At 62.8% G+C, this 21,633-nt stretch carries 13 protein-coding genes; 6 read left to right on the forward strand and 7 right to left on the reverse strand.

Annotated elements, in window-relative coordinates:
- The first annotated feature begins 174 nt into the window (after positions 1 to 174).
- The 6 genes from ACIPHM_RS15125 (at position 175) to ACIPHM_RS15150 (ending at position 14,172) form a co-directional block, all read left to right on the forward strand.
- Positions 175 to 5,118 carry an RCC1 domain-containing protein gene (locus ACIPHM_RS15125; protein ID WP_400329483.1) on the forward strand — a complete coding sequence of 1,648 codons (4,944 nt, stop codon included), beginning with the start codon at positions 175 to 177 and terminating at the stop codon, positions 5,116 to 5,118.
- Positions 5,119 to 5,196: 78 nt separating this feature from the next.
- Positions 5,197 to 8,358, forward strand: a complete 3,162-nt coding sequence (locus ACIPHM_RS15130) for an RCC1 domain-containing protein (protein WP_400329486.1) — start codon at positions 5,197 to 5,199, stop codon at positions 8,356 to 8,358.
- Positions 8,359 to 8,401: 43 nt separating this feature from the next.
- The gene (locus ACIPHM_RS15135; protein ID WP_400329489.1) at positions 8,402 to 10,303 is read left to right on the forward strand and encodes an Ig-like domain-containing protein; all 1,902 of its coding nucleotides are present in this window, start codon (positions 8,402 to 8,404) and stop codon (positions 10,301 to 10,303) included.
- 109 nt (positions 10,304 to 10,412) lie between these two features.
- The gene (locus tag ACIPHM_RS15140; protein ID WP_400329492.1) at positions 10,413 to 11,909 is read left to right on the forward strand and encodes a hypothetical protein; all 1,497 of its coding nucleotides are present in this window, start codon (positions 10,413 to 10,415) and stop codon (positions 11,907 to 11,909) included.
- A 46-nt stretch (positions 11,910 to 11,955) separates the two neighbouring features.
- Positions 11,956 to 13,377 (forward strand): hypothetical protein, encoded by a 1,422-nt coding sequence (locus tag ACIPHM_RS15145; protein WP_400329495.1) that lies wholly within the window; start codon positions 11,956 to 11,958, stop codon positions 13,375 to 13,377.
- Between the two features lie 114 nt (positions 13,378 to 13,491).
- The gene (locus tag ACIPHM_RS15150; RefSeq protein WP_400329498.1) at positions 13,492 to 14,172 is read left to right on the forward strand and encodes an acyl-homoserine-lactone synthase; all 681 of its coding nucleotides are present in this window, start codon (positions 13,492 to 13,494) and stop codon (positions 14,170 to 14,172) included.
- A gap of 15 nt (positions 14,173 to 14,187) precedes the next feature.
- Here the strand turns inward: ACIPHM_RS15150 and ACIPHM_RS15155 are convergent, their stop codons facing one another.
- The 7 genes from ACIPHM_RS15155 to ACIPHM_RS15185 form a co-directional block, all read right to left on the reverse strand.
- Positions 14,188 to 14,901: an autoinducer binding domain-containing protein gene (locus ACIPHM_RS15155; RefSeq protein ID WP_400329501.1), complete on the reverse strand. Its 714-nt coding sequence runs from the start codon at positions 14,899 to 14,901 to the stop codon at positions 14,188 to 14,190.
- A 666-nt stretch (positions 14,902 to 15,567) separates the two neighbouring features.
- The gene (locus ACIPHM_RS15160; RefSeq protein ID WP_400329504.1) at positions 15,568 to 16,728 is read right to left on the reverse strand and encodes an iron-containing alcohol dehydrogenase; all 1,161 of its coding nucleotides are present in this window, start codon (positions 16,726 to 16,728) and stop codon (positions 15,568 to 15,570) included.
- Positions 16,729 to 16,772: 44 nt separating this feature from the next.
- Positions 16,773 to 17,414, reverse strand: a complete 642-nt coding sequence (locus ACIPHM_RS15165; RefSeq protein WP_400329507.1) for an ABC transporter ATP-binding protein — start codon at positions 17,412 to 17,414, stop codon at positions 16,773 to 16,775.
- A complete protein-coding gene (locus ACIPHM_RS15170; protein WP_400329509.1) occupies positions 17,407 to 18,171 on the reverse strand; it encodes an ABC transporter ATP-binding protein in 765 nt (254 codons plus the stop codon). Before ACIPHM_RS15170 ends, ACIPHM_RS15165 begins: the two co-directional genes overlap by 8 nt.
- A gap of 11 nt (positions 18,172 to 18,182) precedes the next feature.
- The gene (locus tag ACIPHM_RS15175; RefSeq protein ID WP_400329512.1) at positions 18,183 to 19,196 is read right to left on the reverse strand and encodes a branched-chain amino acid ABC transporter permease; all 1,014 of its coding nucleotides are present in this window, start codon (positions 19,194 to 19,196) and stop codon (positions 18,183 to 18,185) included.
- Positions 19,193 to 20,089 (reverse strand): branched-chain amino acid ABC transporter permease, encoded by an 897-nt coding sequence (locus ACIPHM_RS15180; protein WP_400329515.1) that lies wholly within the window; start codon positions 20,087 to 20,089, stop codon positions 19,193 to 19,195. The genes ACIPHM_RS15175 and ACIPHM_RS15180 overlap by 4 nt, the downstream gene beginning before the upstream one ends.
- A gap of 157 nt (positions 20,090 to 20,246) precedes the next feature.
- Complete coding sequence (locus ACIPHM_RS15185) at positions 20,247 to 21,539, reverse strand: ABC transporter substrate-binding protein (protein ID WP_400329518.1); 1,293 nt, start codon at positions 21,537 to 21,539, stop codon at positions 20,247 to 20,249.
- Positions 21,540 to 21,633: the final 94 nt, after the last annotated feature.

Consider the following 21,633-nt stretch of genomic DNA (forward strand, 5'->3'; position numbering starts at 1 on the left):
CCGCGGCAATGCTTGCGATCTTCGTCGCCTGTCAACCTTGACAGTTGTTGGGCGAGATCGATGGTGGCGAGATATCGCACATGACGGAGTCATCGTGTCAGTACGGATCGCTCTTCACGCGAGCGACATGACGTCACATCAGACCGTGCGGGTTTCGGAACCAGGAGGTACATCATGAATGATCGTGAAAGCGCGGTTTTTTCTGCATCCGCGTCGCAGGATGGAGAAGACACTTCGGAAGCGAAGCCACTTGCGCTGGAGGCTCCCATCGTGCCGAAAGCGCGAGACAACGGGGGCATTGGCGTCAACGACCTCAAGGATCTTGCCGGCTTTATCGACGTGGAGATCACCGACGCGCCGGAGTTCTTCGTTGGCGACACGCTCAATCTTTATTGGGAAGATCCGAACACGATCGTCGATACGCTGCGCATTGACCCGAAACAACTGATGTATGTGATGCGCGTGCCGGTCAGACACGTGGCGAGGTTTCCCGACGGCATGCAAAGTGTCTGGTACGACTATCTCTCCGCCCCGGAAAATGTTCCCGCACCCTCGGGTGTCGCGTCTGTAGAACTCAAGACATTGCCGCCGGGCGGCACCGATACCGATGCGACGACACCGTGGATCAACGAACGGCTCAAGGAGGCGATTTTGCCGCCGGGACCGATCGAATCGGTTCCGCCCGGTGGCCTGACTGTCACCATCCCGCAGTGGGACAACATGGCCGTCGGAGACCGGCTGTGGGTGCATTGGGGATCCGTCGAAATCGGGCCGATCGTGGTGACTGCGGTCGGCCCGGTCGACGTACTGATCGACGCCGATGACGTTGACACGGGGGGCGACACCGACCGGTTGGCCGTGACTTACGAGATACGGGACAGGGTGAACAATTGGTCCACGTTCGCCCCCGCGGCATATATTGCCGTCGACGCGGGCGATACGGTGTACGAGGCCCCTGAGCCGATCGATGTCGTCGACGGTCAGCTCGACTTCGATGCGCTCAAAGGCGCAGCAAGCATCGTTATGGTGTTGAAGAACGGCGACATGGCCACGGGCGATACGGTCGAGCTGATCTTCGAGGGCAGATCCTTTGACGGTTGGGCCGTCACGCTTTCGCTGGAGGACACGCTGAGCGGGAATCTCCTGCGATTCAATTTGCCGAACGACATCCTGGCTCAGGCAGTACCGGGCAATGGCTCGCTGTATTACCGAGTCAGCGATGGCGGTGGGGATAAAGGCCGCTCCTATCGTGCGAATTTCGAGTTGGTCGGCACTGCGGTGCCGTTGCCGCCGCCGACTGTGACGGAAGCCGTGGGCTCGGAGCTCGATCCGGCCAACGTTCCTGACGGCGCGAACGTCGTCATTGCCCCCTGGACGACCATGGCGGAAGGCAATACGGTGTATTTGCACTGGCGAGGCACGACGGCCGATGGCTCCTCGCTCGAATATTTGGCTCCCCCGGTGACACTTGGCCCTGACGATCTGGAAGACGATGTGACTTTCCTCGTCCCGTTCCAGTGGGTCAATTTATTTGCGGGCGGCCACTTATCGGTGACTTATGAAGTCGAAATTGCGACAGGCCGGCGCGAATCCGCACCACTCGAACTTGACGTGTTGCTGCTGGTGGAGTTGCCGCCGCCGACGATCTTCGGTGAGTCGGGCGGTGTGCTGGACCCCGCATTGCTGCCGCCCGAAGGCGGCACGCTGACGATTCCGGAATATCCAGACATGGCGAGCGGCGACGACGTGAAATGGTACTGGACCGGCGCGAGCCTCGCGGGCAGTGAAAATGGCGGTTTTATCGTCGGCGACATTAAGGAATACCCCGAATCCGTGTCGATGGCGGTGATCACCGTGAACGCCAACGGCGGCGATACGGTGGAAGCGTATTACACCGTGACGCACTCAGGCGGCACGCCGATACCCTCGCTGAAGAAAACATTCCGGGTCTCGCCGCTGCCCGCGGTTCGATATGCCGCGCCGGACGTGCTGGAGGCCGTCGCCGGTGAACTGAACCCGGACGATGCCGATCCGTTTGCCACTGTGCACATCGCATGGGACCCGGCCAACCCGTTGCCGCTGAACAGCATCGTCGACGTCTATTTCGGGCGTGGTTCCGGTGGTGGCGAGCAAACCGAGAGGTTCTTGATCACCGGCGGCACTGTTGGCGACGCGATCGACATGCAGGTGCCCAAGGCGAAAGTTGATTTCTTCGACGGCGCGACCGTCACGGTCAACTATGTCGTCACGACGGCAACGGGCGAAGTCCCGTCACGCGATCTCGTGCTCAACGTGCGTTCGCAGGTGCGCTGGCCGAAACCTAAGGTCAGGGAGGCCGATGACGATTATCTGGCCCCGGACGCCTACCCGAGCGGTGTTCATGCCATTGTCCTGTCGTATGGCGACATGAAGCGCGACGACAAGATCGATCTGACATGGGGCGAACCCCCGAAGGTCCATGAGGACGACTTCACGCTTCCTATCGCACCGATGGAAGTGCCGTTCGTCGTGCCATACGCACGCGTGCACGAATGGCTCGGCTCGACCGTGCCGGTGAGCTATTCGGTGACACGGGGCACGTCGGTGTTCCACTCGGAGGTGCTTAAACTGCGCGTCGGCGTAGATTTGCCCTCGCTGGTGCAGCCTGAAATGCCTCAGGCGCAAGGCGGCAAGTTGAATGCGACGAATCTGCCGCCAACCGGTGCGATGGTGAGGGTGCCGATATATGACGGCAAGGTAGCCAATCAGGTCGTCTACATCGACTGGGCAGGTGGGGCGAGCGCCGGCGGCTGGACATCGAGTCCGATTCCCGTGACCACGGGGACTGTCAACGAAGTGATCGAGGAAGACGTTCCGCTGGCGGATGTCGTTCGCTTCGACGGCCAGACTGTGAAGGTAACTTATCGTGTGCTGACCGGTGCGATTGAGGAGACCTCGGCCGCGCTGGACATCGAGGTGTTGCACGACACGTTGACGTTGCCGCCACCGAGGGTGCCGGCGCTTGAGAACGGAGAGCTGGACCCGCGCAAGGTGCACGGCGGTGCGCAAGTCGTCGTGCCGTACTCCACGGACATGAAACAGAACTTCGACGTCGAACTGACATGGAACTGCTCGATCGATGGGGGCGATTACACGCAGACCAAGAAAGTGGGGGCGGGCACGAACGACATTGAGTTCACCGTGCCTTACGCGAATATCGTCGCCGGTATCGAAGGCACTGTCACCGTGTCGTATCGCCTGTTGAATCTTACGGGAGTGGAGGTTGGTGTCGGCACGGCCGCGCCGTTCCTGATTCAGCTCTCGCCGTTGCCGGCAGCGATCGTCATGGAAGCTAACGGCGGCAATCTGGACCCCGACGCGGTTCCCCCTGAAGGCGCAACGGTGTCAATCGGGCCATCGGCCATGTTTGAGCTCGGTGACGTTGTCACCATTCACTGGAGCGGTGACGACGGGCATGACTACCCGAAGCGAATCGAAGCGGCCGACGTGCACAATGGGATAGAGGTTCTTGTGCCGAAGGACATCGTGGAGGCCAGCAACGGCTCGATCGTGGTGCTGAATTACAAGATCGTGCGCGCTGACGGCTCCGGCACGGAAGACTCGCCCGATAGCACGTATGAGATCGGGCGCGAGTTGGGGCAGGGCGATCTCCTGGTGGTGGGCGCGCGCTTTAACGCTACGACCTACCGTAACTCCAGTGCGCCGCGCTATCTGCGTGCGCTCAGCGCCACCAATCGGGCCGACATCATGGCGGAATGGCGCTATGACGGCGAACTCAGCTCGGTGGCCGGCATAAGGTTCCGAGACGACAAGCCGTGGAAGATGCTGCATGTGCGCACCGCGGGGGGAGCGACGTCGATCTACCCTGCGAACGTTGCGGGCACAGGCGGCGATGCGGCGGGCGCCACGGCGGCTGCGGCGTTCGGTGCCTTGCTTTCCAGCACCGGCCCCTATTCCTGGGGGCTGGCGAGCCACGGCGGGGCCATCGATCCCAACCTTATCGGCATGGAGGGGATCGTCGAGTTGAGTACGACGCAGGGCGCAATTTGTGCGCGCAGAAACAATGGCTCGGTGATCGTCTGGGGGAACGCGACGCAGGGTGGTCAGGTCTCGCCGTTGCCGACGAACGTCACGCGCGTGGCGGGGAACTCCTTTGCATTCGCGGCGGTGCGCGGCGACGGAACGCTGTTTGCATGGCCACCGAATACCTATGGGGGAACGCTCTCGGCCGAAGCCGCGGCAGAGAGCACGATCACCGACATCTATTCTGCGGGGACTGCATTCTGCGCAAAACGCAGCAACGGTACCTTGATCGCATGGGGCACGCAGGCCAATGGCGGACTCTTTCCACCAGCAAATGCGCAGGAGATTTTCACTGACGTTCGCGGAAACTATGCCGCTTTCTGTGCACTGCGCCCTAACGGAAGAGTGATTGCATGGGGCCTTGCGGGTTATGGCAACGGGGCCGAGCTTGGTGATATCGCGACGAGAGATGTTGCCGAGATTGCCGCGGCGTCGGCGCGTGCCTTTGTCGTGCTGGGCAAGGACAAGAAGGTCTATGCCTGGGGCCCGAACACGCACGGCGGCGTGATACCGGAGAGCATCAAGGTCTACGAGGACTTTGTCGAGGTCGTGTCGACGTGGGGCGCGTTCTGTGCGCGCCGCGAAAACGGTCGCATCGTTGCGTGGGGAGATGCGGCGCGTGGGGGTACGGGATGGGACAATTTCGCGCTGCTGGATTTCGTCCAGGTCGTGGGAACCGGGGCTGCATTCGCCGGTTTGTTGCGTGACGGTTCGGTAAGAACCTGGGGCGACGCGTCGATGGGCGGCAATTCTACGGCGGTCGCCGGCCGGTTGACGAACATTCGCGCGATCTATGCGAACAGTCAGGCCTTCGTTGCCCTGCGTCACGACGGGGAGGTCATCACCTGGGGTGTTGCTGCCGGCGGCGGTACTCCGACGGCGGCTCAGCAATCGGTCCTCAATGATTTCCTGAACTACGAAACCCGCGGCTCGGCGGTGGGACTGGCGACACCCCAGGGCCGTGCGGGCGCGCTGCTCGTCAAGTCGCGCAGCGCGAAGGCGCAGACCCAGACCCAGACTCCGGTGCTGGCGTAGGGCGCATGACGTAGCGTCTTCAATCGGCAGGAGGATGCGGGAGAGCTGCTTGCAGCGCTCCCGCGCAGGAGAGATCGCATGAGTGATCAGAACCCAGTGGTCGGTGCGGGGAGCGCGGCGGCATCGCCGTTGGCCGCACCTCAATGCCCGGTGGCCAGCGGCGGTGTGCTGGACCCCGATTTTGTCGGTACGGCGGATGTCGAGTTCGTAGTGCCCGTATATGACGGCATGGAGAAGAACGATGCCGTGATGCTTCGATTCGATGTCGGACAGCCCGGCGAACATACCGAGATGTTTCCAGTCTCGGAGTTCTGGAAAAATCAGCCCCTGCCTATCGGGGTACCCAAAAATATCGTGTCGGCGGCGCTGGGCAGAACCGTCGAGGTCGACTACGTTGTCTACCCGGCGGGAGGCGGTGCGATGCAGCAATCTGCCGTGCTGAGTCTCGTCATCGGGCACGCGCCTGGCCTTGCGGCGCCTTCGGTCGATGAGGCCGTGGACGGTCATCTGAGCGCCGAGCTGGCGCAATTCGATGTGCACGTACGTATTCCTGTGTATAGCGGCATGCAGGTCGGCGACGTTGTGTACTTGTTCTGGGAGGTGCCCGGACGCACCGGTGCGTACACCGATCAGATGCGCTTGCAGCACGTACGCGATGTCACGTTTCTGGTGCCGGCCTCGGTCGTTTCCTCGGGTATCGACGAGGTGGCGAGTGTTCGCTACGAGGTAGAGCGCGCAGGCAATCGCACCCGCTCCGATGTGCTTCGTCTGCGTATCGGCGATGCCGACGACCCCGAGCGGCTGGCTCGCCCCGTCTTGAATGATGCGATTGGCGATCAGTTGAATCCGGCGCTGGTCGATCGGGATCGGGGCGCCAGTGTGCTGATCCCCCCGTATGCAGGCATTCGCGAGGGCGATCGGGTGACGGTGGAGTGGGCCGGCGGTCCACCCGCCGGCATGCGCTGGCAATACGACGTCTCACGGAAATTTCTCACGCAGCCGTATCCGCTGCGTATTCCGTACGACAAGATTCAGGCGTTTGTCGACAAGACGGTCACGCTTCAATACACGGTCGAAGGCGACGGAGGGACAACGGTTGCCTCCAATCCCCTCCTGCTCCATGTCGGCAGCGCCGTGCTGACATTCGCGCCACCCACGCTGGACAAAGCACCGGACGGCATGCTCGATCCGCGCGATGTGGATCTCGCGGATGGCGTCGAGGTTTCCATCGCCCCATATCCCGGTATGCGCCAGGCGGACGTTGTCCTGCTGCGGTGGACGCAACTCGGCACGCCGGGCACGTCGACGGCGAAAGCGCAGGCCGGCACGACGAACAGTTGGACGTCCGAATATGTCGTTAGCGGGGCCGACCTGGGAAAGGTGTTGTCCCTATCCGTGCCGTGGGATGTCGTATCGCCAGGATTTGGCGGGCGCGCCGAGGTGACATATGAAGTGATGCGTGCCGGCGCCAGTATCGGCAAAAGCGGCGTGAGGACGGTGCAACTGGTCTACGCGAGCCTGCCGGCGCCGGTGGTGCCCGAAGCGCAAAACGGCGAGGTGGAGCCGGGAAGTCTGCCGGATGGCGTGCATGTACTTATCGGGGCCTCGGCCCGTTTGCGCAACGGCGATGTCGTGGTGCTCTCATGTCGTGGTGCGAAAGGTGCCGGCAGCACGAAGATCGAGCACCTCGTGACACCGGGCGAGGCTGGTGGCGACCTGTCGATCCTGCTCCCGAGCACGTTGCTCGATGCGAACGTCGGCAGGCAGGTCGAGATTCGGTATGCCGTCAGGTTCGCCGACAACCATGGGACGGCACAGTCACCTGCGATCACGCTGACGGTGCTGAACGTGCCGGGTACCGGCACGGTGTCGGTGCGTGGCTCACGCGCCTCGGACAACAACTTCCGGGGCTTCTCGTTCGCCAGACATCTCTACGCCAACGACGCTGCTACGGGCAAGGCGCTGCGCGTCCAATGGCGCTACGCCGACGAGACGAAGCAGGTGGTCGCGAACACGTTTGTCGACACCCGCCCGTGGGTCGAGCTTGTCGTGTCGTCGTTGTCCGACAGTCTCACCTTGCGCCCCGGCAACATCGCTGGCACGGCCGTGACGACCGGCACAGTGGGGGCATTCGCGGCGTTGCTCGATGACCACAAAGTGGCCGCATGGGGCGCTGCCGCCACGGGCGGTGCGGTGCCGCCTACGCTGATGACTTATGACGACGTGGTGGAAATCAGCGCGTCGGGAAATGCGTTCGCACTGCGGCGCAGCAACGGGCGTATCGCGGTGTGGGGCGGCGCGGACGGTGGCGGTGTGTTGCCTGCCGGTTTTGTCGTGACCGACGCGGTACGCATCGTTGCCAGCAACACGGCATTTGCCGTGCTTCGGGCCAACGGTAAGGTGGTGGCATGGGGGGCAGAGGCGGCTGGCGGAACGGTGCCGCCGGCCATTGCGGCATTGACGGATATTCGTGCGATTTGCGCGACCGTGGGTGCCTTCGCGGCGATTCGAAGAAACGGACAGGTCGTGGCGTGGGGAGCGAGTACGAACGACGGCGCGAGCGTGCCGCCCGAGATCGCGGACCTCACCGACATCGTTGACGTGAGGGCGACGTCGCGGGCTTTCTGTGCATTGCGTGCCAATGGATCGGTCGTTGCCTGGGGCGTCGAGGCGAACGGTGCGACCGTACCCGATACGGTGGCGGCACGCAGCGACATCGCGGAAATTTCCGCTGCGTCGGCGGCCGCATTCACGGTGCGCACCACGGGGTCGCAGGTGCTTAGCTGGGGCGATGCGGCCTACGGCGGCACGTTCGACGAAGTGGTGGCCATGTTCGACGACATCGACGACGTTTGTGCGACGTTGAGGGCCTTCGCCGCGCGGCGCCGCAACGGCAGCGTGATCGGATGGGGCGACGCGGCGGGAGGGGGCACGGTGTCGGATCTGGTGGCCGCCCGCAACGACACGGTAAGCCTTGCCAGCACGTCGGGGGCTTTCGCCGCCCTGAGTCGTGGCGGGCAGGTCCTGGCGTGGGGCGACCCCCTGCTTGGGGGAACGATCGATGACGACACGGCCGCGTTGCTCACCGACGTCACGGCGATCTATGGAAACGCGCAGGCATTCGCCGCCATCACGCAAGCGGGCAATGTCGTGACCTGGGGCAATGCGACCGCGGGCGGCAACAGTGCCACGGCCTTGCCAATTTTGAGCGGTAGGATACATCAAAGGTGGCACGCCTGATACCTGAGGTGTCGGCCGCTTTTATCGATCGGTGGAGATGAGCATGGACAAGGACGAAATCGCCGTAAGCGGCGCGCCGTCAGAGGCGGGTGAAGATGAGATATTCGCGCTGATCCCATTGCCTGACGGTGAGCGCAATGCGCGCGTCGATACCGGCAATCTTGTGGTGTCGCGCCAGGCGCAGATGGTGGACGGGCAATTTCGTCTGGACACAGGCGCTGCCGCGCGCAAGATCACATGCTACGTCGACGCCCCTGAGGGTGAGGTGACCGACCCCGTTGCCGTGCGCATACGATACATCGGACGGGGCGGCCCAGGCGCGCAATCTTCGGCAATGTCGTTGGGGACAAGTGCCGCCGATCTGGAAGCACCGACTGTCATAGGGGCCGTTGGCGGCGTGTTGAATCCCGATTTGTTGCAAGTCAAAGTGAGCGTGCCGAACTATGACGGCAAGGCGCTCAACGACGATGTGACGATGCACTGGCAGGCGGTGAATGCACCATTCGAGGATGAATTCAAGGTGTCGCAACCGTTTTTGACGATTCCGATCGAATTCACTGTCAGAAGCCCCTACATCAAACCGAATGAAGGTACGACCGTAAACGTCAGCTACTCGGTCAAGTCGTCAAGTGGCGCGAGTAAAGGCGACTCGATCGTCACGAGCGTGGCGATCGGCGAACAGACCGTCGAGCCGGGCGCCGTCCCGCCGCCGGAGATCGAGGGCGTAAGCGGCGGGGTGTTGAATCTGGCCACGGTGCCTTCGACCGGCGCACCCGCTACGGTCGAGCAGTATGAAGGGATGGGCAACGGCGACACCGTCTATATCGAAATCACGGGCCAGGACGGCAGCTTTCTCTGGGATACCTACAAGAGAATTCCGCAGGACAGTCCCGTCGGGCAGCCGGTCCCGTTCGTGATCCCGAAAGCGGAATTGCAAAAGCTCTCCGGTCGCGCGATCCTCGTGTCCACGAGGGTGTTCGGCGGCGGTGGTGGCGACCCCCGCGAGTCGATCGCTTTGCCAGTTCGTGTACTGGAACCGCTGGGCGAGTTGCCTGTCGTTGAGGTGACGGGGGCGCAGGGCAATGCACTGGATCCCGAAGCCGTGACCGGCCCCTTCGTTGAGGTCGTGGTCAAGCCTTATCCGGGAATTGCCGAAGGCGACACCATTCGCTTCCGTTGGGTCAACGCGACTGGCGCCCCCCCGACCTTCGATGAAACCGAGGTGGCGCCAGCCAATCCACAGCAGGACTATGTGTTCGAAGTGCCGCGTGCTCACGTCGATCAGAACATCGACAAGACGGCGACACTCTCTTACACGGTCGTGCGGGGCACTGACGCGCCCAAGCCGTCGGTCCCCATGACGCTGTATATCGGCGAGGCGTTCGAAGCGGCTGCCACGCTCGATGCCACGGGCAAGAACTATATTCTTGCGGAAAAGCCGCCGCTGGAGGTGCCGGAGTTCGGCACCTACCTGCGCGAGGCGAAATTCGGCACAGCGCCATACACCTACGCGTCGAGCGACGAAAGCGTGGCGAGCGTCGACAACACCACCGGACAGGTGACTGCCAGGGGCAACGGCAGCGCGACGATTACGGCCACCGATAGCACTGGTGACGCGCTCAGCTACCCGATAACGGTCACGGGCGTTCTGCAACTGTTCTTCGTCAGCCCGTCGGCCAGTTTCTCGGGGGCGCAGGCGGCATGTGATGCGGCAGGACTACGGGTGGTGACGCTCGACGAAATGAAAGCGTTCTGGCGGACCTACTACCCGAGCACGGGGCCCGTGGCGGCCTATATGGAATGGCTCAGCTATCCGTTCTGGACCGGAACGACCATTGGCGCGGGAACGGCCTATAGCTATGACCTGAATGGGAGTTCGGAGCAGGGCAACGCCAGCGGCAGAAACGAAGCGGACTTCATGCAGGTCGTGGGTATCGCCCCGTGATTCGCTGCTGACGGGGGCGGAAAGTGCGTGACACCCTGCCGCCCCTCGCGCCCTCATGCTGTCCGGCAGCGGCGGCTAAGGGGGATGTCGCGTTGCCGGGAGATCCATCATGACAAGCCAATGGCGTATTGGCGCGCTTTGCCTGATAACGGCGTGGCTGGTCGGCTGTGCGCCGCTTGGCAACGAGCGCGACGTAACCATGGGGGCGGGCGGGCCGCCGGCGATGGCCGCGCACGGCACGGTATCGGCACAAGCGCTCCAGCTTCCAGGCAGCGACGTGGCCTATCTCGTCAACCAGCGGTACCGGGCAACACCGCAGAAGTGCTTTATCGCCAGCCCCGCGTTCGAGTGTTCCGGGGTATTGCTGCGCACCTTGCCGCCCGGCAGTGCGGGCGCTGCGTTCTGGCGTGTGAGCCCGGACGAAACCGCACAGGGGTATGCCACGCTGAGCTATGCGCGCATCGACCTGCCGCCGGTCGATGCGGCAAATTCGGTCGGATTTGTGCTGGCCGATCGCCCTACGGCAACAGGGACTGGGCAGCCGTACGCGCTGACTTGCGGCCGCGCGCCGCTGGGGCAGAACCTTCCCGAGTGCGCCAACGATCCCGATGCCGTGGGTGTGGGGCTGTGGAGTCAGGTCGCCCCGGCAGCGCTGGCTGTGCAGGCGATCTATTACGACATCGCTCACGGCGGGCAACTGGCCGAAGCGTTGCGCGATCAGAAGCAGTATTTCGACGCGACAGGCACATGGGTGCCGGTTCTCAAAGCCGCGTTGGGCGCGGGGACCGCGACGGTGTTCGGTTTCGACGAGCGCGACCAGCTTCCCTGGGGGTATGTCGTGGCGCGCGACCTGGAGGCACGTCATGCCGATACACGTCTGACCTGTCCGGGCGGCACGCCCGGCTACTACTGCTCGGGCGTGTTGATCCGCAACACGGGATTCGGCACCGGCTTCAAGTCCTGGAACAACACCGACCTTTCCATAGCGCGCAACGGCGTGTCGTTTTCGTATGCGCGTGAAGACATGAATATGAGAACGACAGTCTTTACCACGCCAGGTCTCGTCATGAGAGAGCTACAGGCGCCCGCGGCCTATCCGTTGACGTGGCGGTGCTCGTTTCCGACCGATGGCGGCACTAATGTGCGCAGCGACAGTTGCAATCTCGGTGCCGATGCTCGATTGTGCGACGCACGTGGGATTACCACCGCCGCGCAGTGGATGGCGACATATGGCACCGGCTATTCGTTTTCGGCATGTGCGTTGGCGCCGACGCCAGCACAGTTCGGCGTGCTGATCGATCTTCGAAAAACCATCACGGCAGGGCATAACGAAATCATTATCGCTGCGTGGCCGCCGAACATTCCCGAGCAGCTCCCGATCGAAGGGCTGTTCTACCCCACAGCCAGCGCGAGGCCCGGCGCTCAATATATCCAGCAGGACTACATGGCGACCACCGGCCGGTTCATGCCGGTGCTCTGGATCGATCTGACGAAACCTGCCGGAGCGATCTATACGTACAGCCCGAACGATCAGGACGGCGCAATGCAACCCGGTGCAATGTTCTCCGTGACGGGCAGTGGCTGGCAGGTGGGGGGATCGCGCTAAGTGCTCCTTCATCGCGCAGCGTTTGTATCTCTCGGCGAGGTGACGCATGAGCTTGCATCGCATTCTCAAAGTGGCCGTCGCGGGCCTTGCGGTCGTATGGCTGACCTTGCTGGCTTTGCCGGCCCATGCGTTGTCCGGCGCGGATACCGCCTATCTGATCAATCAACGCTACCGGGCAACGCCTTCGAAGTGCTTTGTCGGCAGTCCGGCGTTCGAATGTTCGGGCGTCTTGATCCGCACCGCGCCACGCGGCGACAACAGCGGCAATTTCTGGCGTCTTGGCCCGGACGATGTCGCGGCGGGTTACGCCACGTTGAGCTACTTGCGCATCGATCAGCCGGGCGCGAACCCGCCGGACTCCGTCGGGTTCGTGATGACCGACCGGCCCGCAGCGGCCAGCGCCGGTCAGCCCTATGAATTGATGTGCGGGCGCGCGCCGCTGGGGCAGACTCTGCCCCCGTGTCCGGGAGACCCGCAGGCCGTCGGCGTGAATCTCTGGCAGGAAAACGCACCGAGTGCGCTGGCGGTGCAGGCGGTGTATTACGACGTCGCCCACGGCGGGCAACTGGCGCAAGCGTTGCGCTATCAACTGCAATACTTCGACGCCACCCGCATCTGGGTGCCGATCCTCAAGGCTTCGCTCGGTAACGGGGCGGCAACGGTGTTCGGCTTCGACGAGCGAGATCAACTCGAATGGGGTTATGCCGTTATCAAGGATCTCGAAGCGCGCTACCTCGATACACGCATGACGTGTCCCGGCAATACGCCGGGCTACAACTGTTCGGGCGTCTTGATTCGTATCACGGGGTACGGCACCACTTTCCATTCATGGAACCCTAGTGATAATTCCGTGAGTCGCAACGGCGTGTCCTTTTCGTATGCCCGCAGCGACATGAAGTTGACGACCACCATCACCGGAGGGCCCGGTGTCATCATGCGCGAGCTGCAAGCGCCGGCGGCGCATCCGCTTGAGTGGCGCTGCGCGTTTCCCCTGAACGCCTCGACGTCGTCCCGCGCGGACAGTTGCAACACCGGCGCCGACTATCGGCTTTGCGATGCTCGCGGCATTAACACGGCGGCGCAATGGCGGAGCGCCTACGGGGCGTCGCCGGCTTCGGCTTGCGGGCTTTCGCCGACAATTGCGCAGTTCGGTGTCCTTGTCGAGCTGCGGCAAACGCTGTTCAGCGGTCATAACGAAGTCATTATTGCGAGCTGGCCACAGAACATCCCCACCGAGATCTCGCTCGAGGCGCTCTTTTACCCCACGTCCGACGCGAAGGCCGGCGCCCTGTACATTCAGCAGGACTACATGGCAACAACCGGTCGTTTCATGCCGGTACTGTCCGTCAATCTGACCCAACCGCCGGGGAGCATGTTTTCCTACAACCCGCTGGATCAGACCGGTGCCCTGCAACCGGGCGCCGTGCTTGCCATACCGGGGGATGGAAGACCCGACCCGGCGTGGTAGGAACGCAAGGTCCTGCACGGCTGGCAAACCGCATGCGCTACCTGTCAACGTTGACAGTTTTCGCCCGAGATATGCGTCGATACGCTGCCTTCATGAAGTCGATGGAGGCAAGCGATGCGAGTCGATATTGTGCGGGGCGCTCAGATGATGCCGTCGGCGCGAGCCGAGCTTACGCATTTTCGCCACAGGATCTTCGTGCAGAAGCTGGGCTGGCATATGTCGGATTCACCCGGCGGCGCCACGCATCGCGAAGGTGAGGAAACGGACGAGTATGACCAGGACGATACGGTGTACGTAACACTTCGCGGAGACGCCGACGCCATCGTCGGATGTGCGCGCTTGCTACCCGCGACCCGTCGATACTTGCTCGTCGATCATTTCCGCCATCTCGTCGACGATCTGCCGGCGGCCGTGGGACGAGACGAAGATTGGGCGTCGCCGGAGACCGGAATCGTGATAACGGGGGAGAGTGCAGAGCGTGGCGCAGTGGGCCCGGTATGGGAGTTGTCGCGATTTGCGTGGGAGTCTGCCGGCACGAAAGCGCCGGGGCAGCACCGACAGGAAGGCCAATGCGATGGGGCGCGCGAGTTGTTGCGCGCTGCGGTATTTGCGGCGCGGGCGTTGGGCGCGAAACGCCTCATCGGTGTGACGTACGTCAGCCTCGCGCGGCTGTTCCGCAGGCTGGGCGTACAGACACACCAACTCGGCACAGCGCTTCGCCTTGAGGGGCGCTGGGTGGCGGCCTACCGGATCGACATCGACACCGTCACCCTGGCGGCGCTCAACCTCGCCTAGCGCCCCCGCGCAGCCCTAGCGCCACATCACCATGCGGATCGCACTCTGCACCTTGTTGCGGCACCCCGTCTTCTCGAGGCAATTCCGGATATGGAAGTTCACCGTGCGGGTCGAGATGCCAAGGATGTCGCCGATCTCGTCTGCGGTCTTGCCTTCGGCGGTCCATAGCAGGACTTCCTGTTCGCGGGTCGATAGCGAATCGACGTCGAACACCGGACGTGCCGGCCGCAGCAGACGACTCATCAGTTCGTGCGTGTAGTTCGAGAGGACCCCCATGCCGCCGCGCAGCGAATTCGCTTCCGCCGGGGAGAGTGCGTCGTGCGTGCGGCCGAAGCTCAGAATGCCGAACTCGCCATGGGGACCCCAGCTCGATCGACCGGCGCCGTGATTGAGGCCGAAGTCTGCCGCCTCTCGCCAAAACGCATCGGCGCTCGGCAATGACGCGTCGCGCCATAGCAGCAACTGATCGCTATGCGTGCCCATCGTGACGGTCGGATCGACCGTGAGGAACCCGCGCGCTGTGTAATGCGCCATCCAGCCCGAGGGGTAGGTGTCGAATACGCGCACTTCCGATTGTGTGGCACTTCGCGGGCTACGAAAACCATAGCAGCAATACTCGAATCCGATGCGTTTCGCGAACGCATCGATGCGCTGAAAAAGCTGTTGCGCATCGCCGATGTCATGGCATTCGTCATGAATCGATTCGAGCAGATGCATCAAAGTAGACATGATGCCTCCAGGGGAGGAGACGACTCAGATGATCGTGCAGAACATCGATTTACAGCGACACCACGATTCGAATGCGCGCATGTACCCGGCACGACGATCGGTCGTGCGGCCCCATAACAACATGCTCAAGCATCGGAATCGTAAATGGAATTACTATCTGGATGGTGTCGCTGACGTTGACAATCGATTCGCACGCCGTGGCAATGCAATATAACCAAGCTTCGTATCGAAACCGGGTGATCAATCGCACCTCTGATGAACTGAAAACAGCGTCCCGATGCAGAGAAGAATATCAATCGAGTGCAGCAACTGCAATGTTTGCATCGAAAATATCTGAAATCGGGACGTATATGGTTTTAACGAATTTGTTTGTTTTGACAGATGAACTATAGTCAAATTTCGAGTGCCGAAATTCTCTATGATTCTGCTGTCGTTGTGTGCGCAGTTCTATGATTTTTTATTCTCAATAAATACCAGATACTTTTTGGTTCTTTCCATTTTTTTTCATTACAAACTTATTTAAAAGTGATGGGTGAGGCAAGGAGTAAATCCGGCCGCGCCGTGTAACAAAAAACCGACCAACGGTCGGTTATTGAGTGCGTACTTCAACGCATTGGCGACGCACCCCGGTCCTGCGGGGCGCGAGCCGGAGCGCAGTGCGTCGCGTCAGAACGCGGCGCTGTATATCGCGTAAGCATCGGCTTGGGTCACTTCGCGCGGGTTGTTCACGAGAAGACGGGTCTGAAGCATGGCGTCGCTGGCCATGCGGGCAATGTCGTCCTGCTTGACGCCCACTTCGCGCAGCGTGCGCGGGATGGCGGTGTCGACGATAACCGATTCAATGTGGCGGATGAGCGCATCTGTCTTCGCTTCATCGCTGCCCGAGGCCTTTACCGGCAGAACGACGTCGGCCAGTTCCGCGTACAGCTTGCTGGCGGCGGGCGCATTGAAGCGCATGACGTGCGAGAGCACCAGCGCGTTCGACAGACCGTGCGCCACATGAAAGATGCCGCCGATCGGGTAGGCGAGCGCATGGACGGCGGCGACCGGCGAGTTCGCAAACGACTGACCGGCAAACATCGCACCCACGAGCATGGCTTCGCGCGCTTCACGGTTGCTGCCGTCCTGGCAGGCTGGCAGCAGATTGCGCGACAGCAACGCCAGCGCCTTCACGGCAAGCGTGTCCGAGATCGGGTTCTTCAGATGCGCGGACGTGTAGGCCTCGATGGCGTGCACCATCGCATCGATACCGGTGGCGGCCGTCGCGGCACGCGGCAGACCGAGCGTGAGTTCGGCATCCAGAATAGCGAGGTCCGCGTAAAGCTGCGGCGAGACCACGCCCATCTTCGTCGTTTCGCCTGTGGTAACGATCGACACCGCCGTCACTTCCGACCCCGTGCCGGCCGTCGTCGGCATCTGCACCAGCGGCAGGCGCGCGCCCGTCACCTTCTTGACGCCGTACATGTCTTTGAGAGACTGCGTGCCAGGCAATAACACGGCGAGCAGCTTCGCCACGTCCATCGACGAACCGCCGCCCAGACCCAGCACGATCTCCGCGTCGGCGGCTCGCGCGCGCTCGGCCGCTTCGAGCACCACATGCTCGGGCGGGTCGGCGATCACGTCGTCGATCACCGATACCTGCCAGTCATGCTTGGCCAGATCGGCCAATGCCGGTGCGAGCAAACCGCTCTTGTGCAAAAAGCCGTCCGTGACGACACACAGACGCTTGCCTGCCGGAAACTGCTCGCGCAGCAGCGCACCCAGACGGCGCGCTGCACCAAATTCCACGACGACGGTAGGGACCGTCTGGAAACGAAATGCGTTCATGATCGCTTTCCTCTTGAGACCTGTTCGGATCTATGCGTTATGACCTACGCGACCATCTGGCCGCGATCGATTCGGTAGACGTTATCGAGCACGGCGCCTGCGTGCTGCAAATCGGCACCGGAGAGAATCACCGCGAGGCCTTCGCCGCGCATCTGACCGATCACCTCGGCAATGCGCTTCGAGAGTGCCGGGGCCACGCCTTCGAACGGTTCGTCGAGCATCAGCAGGCGCGAGCTGGTCATCAGCGCGCGTCCGACGGCCACCAGTTTCTGCTGGCCCCCCGACAATTGCAAGGCACGACGCGGCGCCCACTCGCGGGCCTCCGGAATGATGCGATAGACCTTGTCCAGACGCGTCTGCACGTCCTTCGCCTTGAGCGCCCACGCCGGCACGCACAGGTTTTCTTCCACCGTCATGTCCGGAATCAGACGACGATCCTCGGGCGCGTAACCGATGCCCAGCGACGTGCGCTCATGCGAGGGCGCGCGCACCAGATCGACGCCGTCGAATGACAGCGTGCCGCCGTTCGGCTTGACCAGTCCCATGATCGCGCGCAGCGTCGTCGTCTTGCCTGCGCCGTTTCGCCCGATCAGACCGACAATCGCCCCTTTGGGCACTGAGAACTGCACCCCGCGAAGAATGTCCGTCGCGCCGAAGCGCACATTCAGATTTCCGACTTCAAGCATGGGCCACCTCGCTCGCCGTACCTTCGGTGGCAGGCACTGCCGTCACCGTCTCGCCAATGATCAACTCGCGCACCTGCGCGTCGGCCAGCACCACGTCGGGTGTGCCGTCGGCCAGAATGCGGCCGTCGCAGAACGCCAGCACGCGGTCGCTGTAGCGGCGCACGATCTCCATATCGTGCTCGACGAACAGCACCGTGATGCCCAGCGCACGGGCGGCGTCCAGCACGCGGTTCATCACGTCGAACTTCTCTTCGGCGGCCACGCCCGAGGTCGGCTCGTCGAGCAGCAGCACCTCCGGCTTGCAGACCATCGCGAGCGCAATATCGAGCAGCTTGCGCACGCCTTCGGGCAACGTGCCCGACATCATGTCCGCAAACTCCAATACGCCCAGACGCGCCAGACTCTCGTTCGCCAGGTCGGCGGACAACCCCGAAATCGCCAGCGCGATCTCGATGTTCTCGCGCGCGGTCTGTGAGCCGAAGAGCTGCGGAATCTGGAACGATCGCGCAATGCCCAGACGTGTAATCTTGCGCGGCGCGAGGCCCGTGATGCGCTTGCCGCGGAACACGATCTCGCCGCGATCCGGCTTGATGTAGCCCGTGAGCATGTTGACGAACGTTGTCTTGCCCGCACCGTTCGTGCCGATCAGGCCGACCACGCTCTGCGCGTCGATGTTGACCGTGATGTCCTTCGCGGGCGTGACGCTCCCGAAGGTCTTGTACAGGCCCGTGGCCTCAATGATGTGTGTCGATGCCATCTTTGTGCCCCTTATGCGGCGTCGCCCGAGGCGGTGGCGGTCTGCGCGGTCGACGTGGTGGGATGGCCGGTTGCCGCCTTGCGACGCCCCAACCCCAGACTCGTCAGACCGCCCGGCAGGAAAGCGATGATCGCGAGCATGATCGCGCCCATCACGATCTGCCACGTGTTCGGTGCGTAGCGATACGCTATGGCGCGCGCCACTTCCAGCAACAACGCCCCGATAAACGGCGAAAACGCGAAACGTGTGCCCGAGAGCACGGCGATGAAGACGAACTCGCCCGAGGTCGTCCAGAACGCCATGTCCGGATCGATGTGACCGATGTTGAACGCCTGCAACGCGCCGCCCAGACCGGCGAGCGCGCCCGCGATCACGTACGTCAGATGAATGTTCGTGCGTGCCGACGTGCCCAGATACTCCACGCGGATCTCGTTGTCCTTGATTGCGGGGCCGAGGCGGCCGGGCATCGAGCGCATGTAGAGCGCGACCGCCATCACACAGACGATCGCCGCGATGAAGCCCACGGCGAACAGGTTCGTGCCGGTGAGTTGCCACGGCTGGGCGCTGCTGCCGAGCGTGGGCGCGTTGACGTTGAAGCCGTCGCTGCCGCCGAGTTCGACGTTATTGAGCAGCAGGCCGTAGCAGATCATCGACAGCGCCAGCGTGAGCATGGCGAAGAAGATGTCGCGATAGCGCGCGAGCAGAAAGCCCAGCACGAACGCGAGGGCCGCCGAGACGATCGTCGACACCGCGAGTAGGGCGAAGAGCTCCGTCAGGCCGTAATAGTTCATGCCGAGGCCAACGCAATACGCACCGACCGCGAAGAACAACGCCTGCCCGAACGACGCGAGCCCTGTGCGCAACAACAACGCCAGACCCAGGGCGACGATGCCTTTCGACAGCGCCACCGACACCAGAAATTGCCATTGCGGCAGCGCGAGCCCTGCCGCGCCGATCGCAACGAAGCCGATTGCCGCGAGCCACGTGCCGGGCGCGCGCAGATGGGAACAGATTGCGGAATTCATATCTTGCGAGCCTCCAGCGCAGCGAAGATGCCTTTCGGACGCACAGCCAGCACCAGCGCCATGACGATGTAAATGGAGAAGAGCTCGCCTTGCGGCCAGTAATGCACGGCGCTCGCGCGCACCAGACCCACGAGCAACGCGCCGAACGCCGCACCGGGCAGCGAGCCGAGCCCGCCGATCACCACCACGGCGAACGTCAGCACCACGATCTCCACACCCATGCCGGGGGCGACCGACACCGTCGGTGCGGTGAGCGCGCCGCCAATGGCCGCGAGCACGGCACCGGCCATGAACGTCACCACGAAGTAGCGGCTCACGCGAATGCCCATCGCCTGACTGACTTCACGATCGTGAATCACCGCGCGCAGCAGACGGCCGCTGCGCGTGAACTTCAGAAACGCCGTCAGGCCGATACCGGCCACCAGCGCCACGCCCACGATCAGGAAGTTGTAGTTCGGGTACGAGAGATCGCCCAGCTCGAAGTTGCCGAGGAAGCTGTACGGCTCCGATACCGAGTACGGATCGACGCCCCAGACCAGCTTGATCGCGTCTTCCATGATGAGAAAGAGCGCATATGTGACGAGCAACAGCACCACCGGGTCTTGCCCGTAGAAGCGCTTGAGAACGCCGCGCTCCATGACGAAGCCGATGGCCCCGCCTGCGACGATGGCCGCAAGCACGAGCAACAGATAGCTCACGTAAAGATTGCCGCCCTGGGCAACCCACGGGCCGATCAGCGTCACACCAGCGTACGCGCCCAACGCGTACAGGCTGCCGTGCGCCATGTTCAAGATTTTGAGCACGCCGTAGACGAGGGTCAGCCCCAGAGCAACCAGGAACAGCCACGCGGCGTACATCACCCCGTCCACCAGGACGGCGTAGATCTGCGACATCTCGCATTCTCCTTGGAACGCAAAGCGGCGGGCGGCACGGCGTTGGCCATGCCTTGCGTGTGTGCCACGCCAGCTTTGCGGGTACCGCTTTATTGCGAGGAGGACGACGTTGTGACGTGCGTCCTCCCGAACCAGACGCTTCAGTGCGCTTTGGTGATTAGTGCTTCAGGCCGCCCTTGATCCAGTCGGCCGACTTCACGCCTTCCGGCGGGGTGACTTCCGCGATCGAGTACTGCTTCACGTCGGTCACGGTCACTTTGCCGTTCACGTTTTTCACGATGCCGAACGCGGTGCCTTGCGCGGCCTGGTGACCTTTGCCCAGCGTCAGGCCGATCTTGCCGGCCGGGGCGTTGAAGGCGAGGTGCTCGAACGAGGCGATGACCTGCTCGGGCGTGGGCGGCTTGCCGCCATTAGCCGCTTGCGCCTTCTCGTAGGCCGCCTTGAGCGCGAGAATGCTCTGGTTCATCTTGTATGACGGGTAGCTCGGGGTGTCGTTGAACTTGGCGCTGTAAGCGGTGCGCAGCCAGCGGTTGAGCGCGTTGTCCGGCGCGAACATGCCGTACATGCCGCGTGCGCCGATGATCACGCCGTCCGGCAGACGCGTTTTGCCATGCGTGGCCGTCTCACCGGCGGTCAGCACCGTGAGCGACTTCTTGAACAGATCGCGCGGGCCGGCTTGCACCACGAGGCCTTCCAGATCGCCGCCCCAGAAGCTCGAATGCAGCACGTCCGGGTGCGCGGCGAGCAGGCTCGAAATGCCGGCGTTGTACTGACCGGCGCCCAATTGCGGCATTTGCGAGCTGACCGCCCTGGCGTTCGGCTTGAGCGCCTTGAGCGTGCCTTCGAAGTCGGCCCAGGCGTCCTGCCCCCAGGCGTAGTTCTGGTTGATACCGGCGTACGTTTGCAGATCCGGCTTGCGCTCGGCGACGTAACGCGCGGCACCCACGTTGTCCATCGTGGCCGTGGCGACTGGGCGGAAGACGTACTTGAAGCTCGCGTCTTCGAACACGCGCGGCGTGCCGCAATCGAAGAACAGCGTGACCTTCTTCATCTCTTCGGCGACCGGTGCAATCGCCAGGCAGTTGCCCGAAGACGTGTAGCCGACGACATAGTCCACGCCCTGATTGAGCAGGTTGCGGTACTCGCTGACCTGCTTGCTCGTGCTGCCCGCTTCGTCGATATAGACGAGTTCGATCAGTGCGCCGCCGAAGCCCTTCGTGGCATACGGAGCGGGCACCTTGCCGGCGTTGAGTTCGGCCGCCGTGATTTCGGCGGCATTCTTGGCGGGCACGCCGAACGGGCCGGCTGCTGCACCCGACATGAATGTCACGATGCCGATCTTGATCGGCTTTGCGTCGGCATGTGCCGTGGTGGCAACCGAGGCGATGGCGGCGCCGGCCGCAAGTGCGAGAGCGAGCGGCTTCATGCCGCGCTGGATAACGCGCTTCATACTGGTTTCCTTTGGTGGTGTTGCGACTTGTTTGTCGATTTATGAATGTGCGGAGTCTGGTGCCCCGGTGCGGTGACTGGGCCTGCACGGCGCT

The sequence above is a fragment of the Pandoraea sp. NPDC087047 genome, from assembly GCF_044745225.1.
GTDB lineage: Bacteria > Pseudomonadota > Gammaproteobacteria > Burkholderiales > Burkholderiaceae > Pandoraea.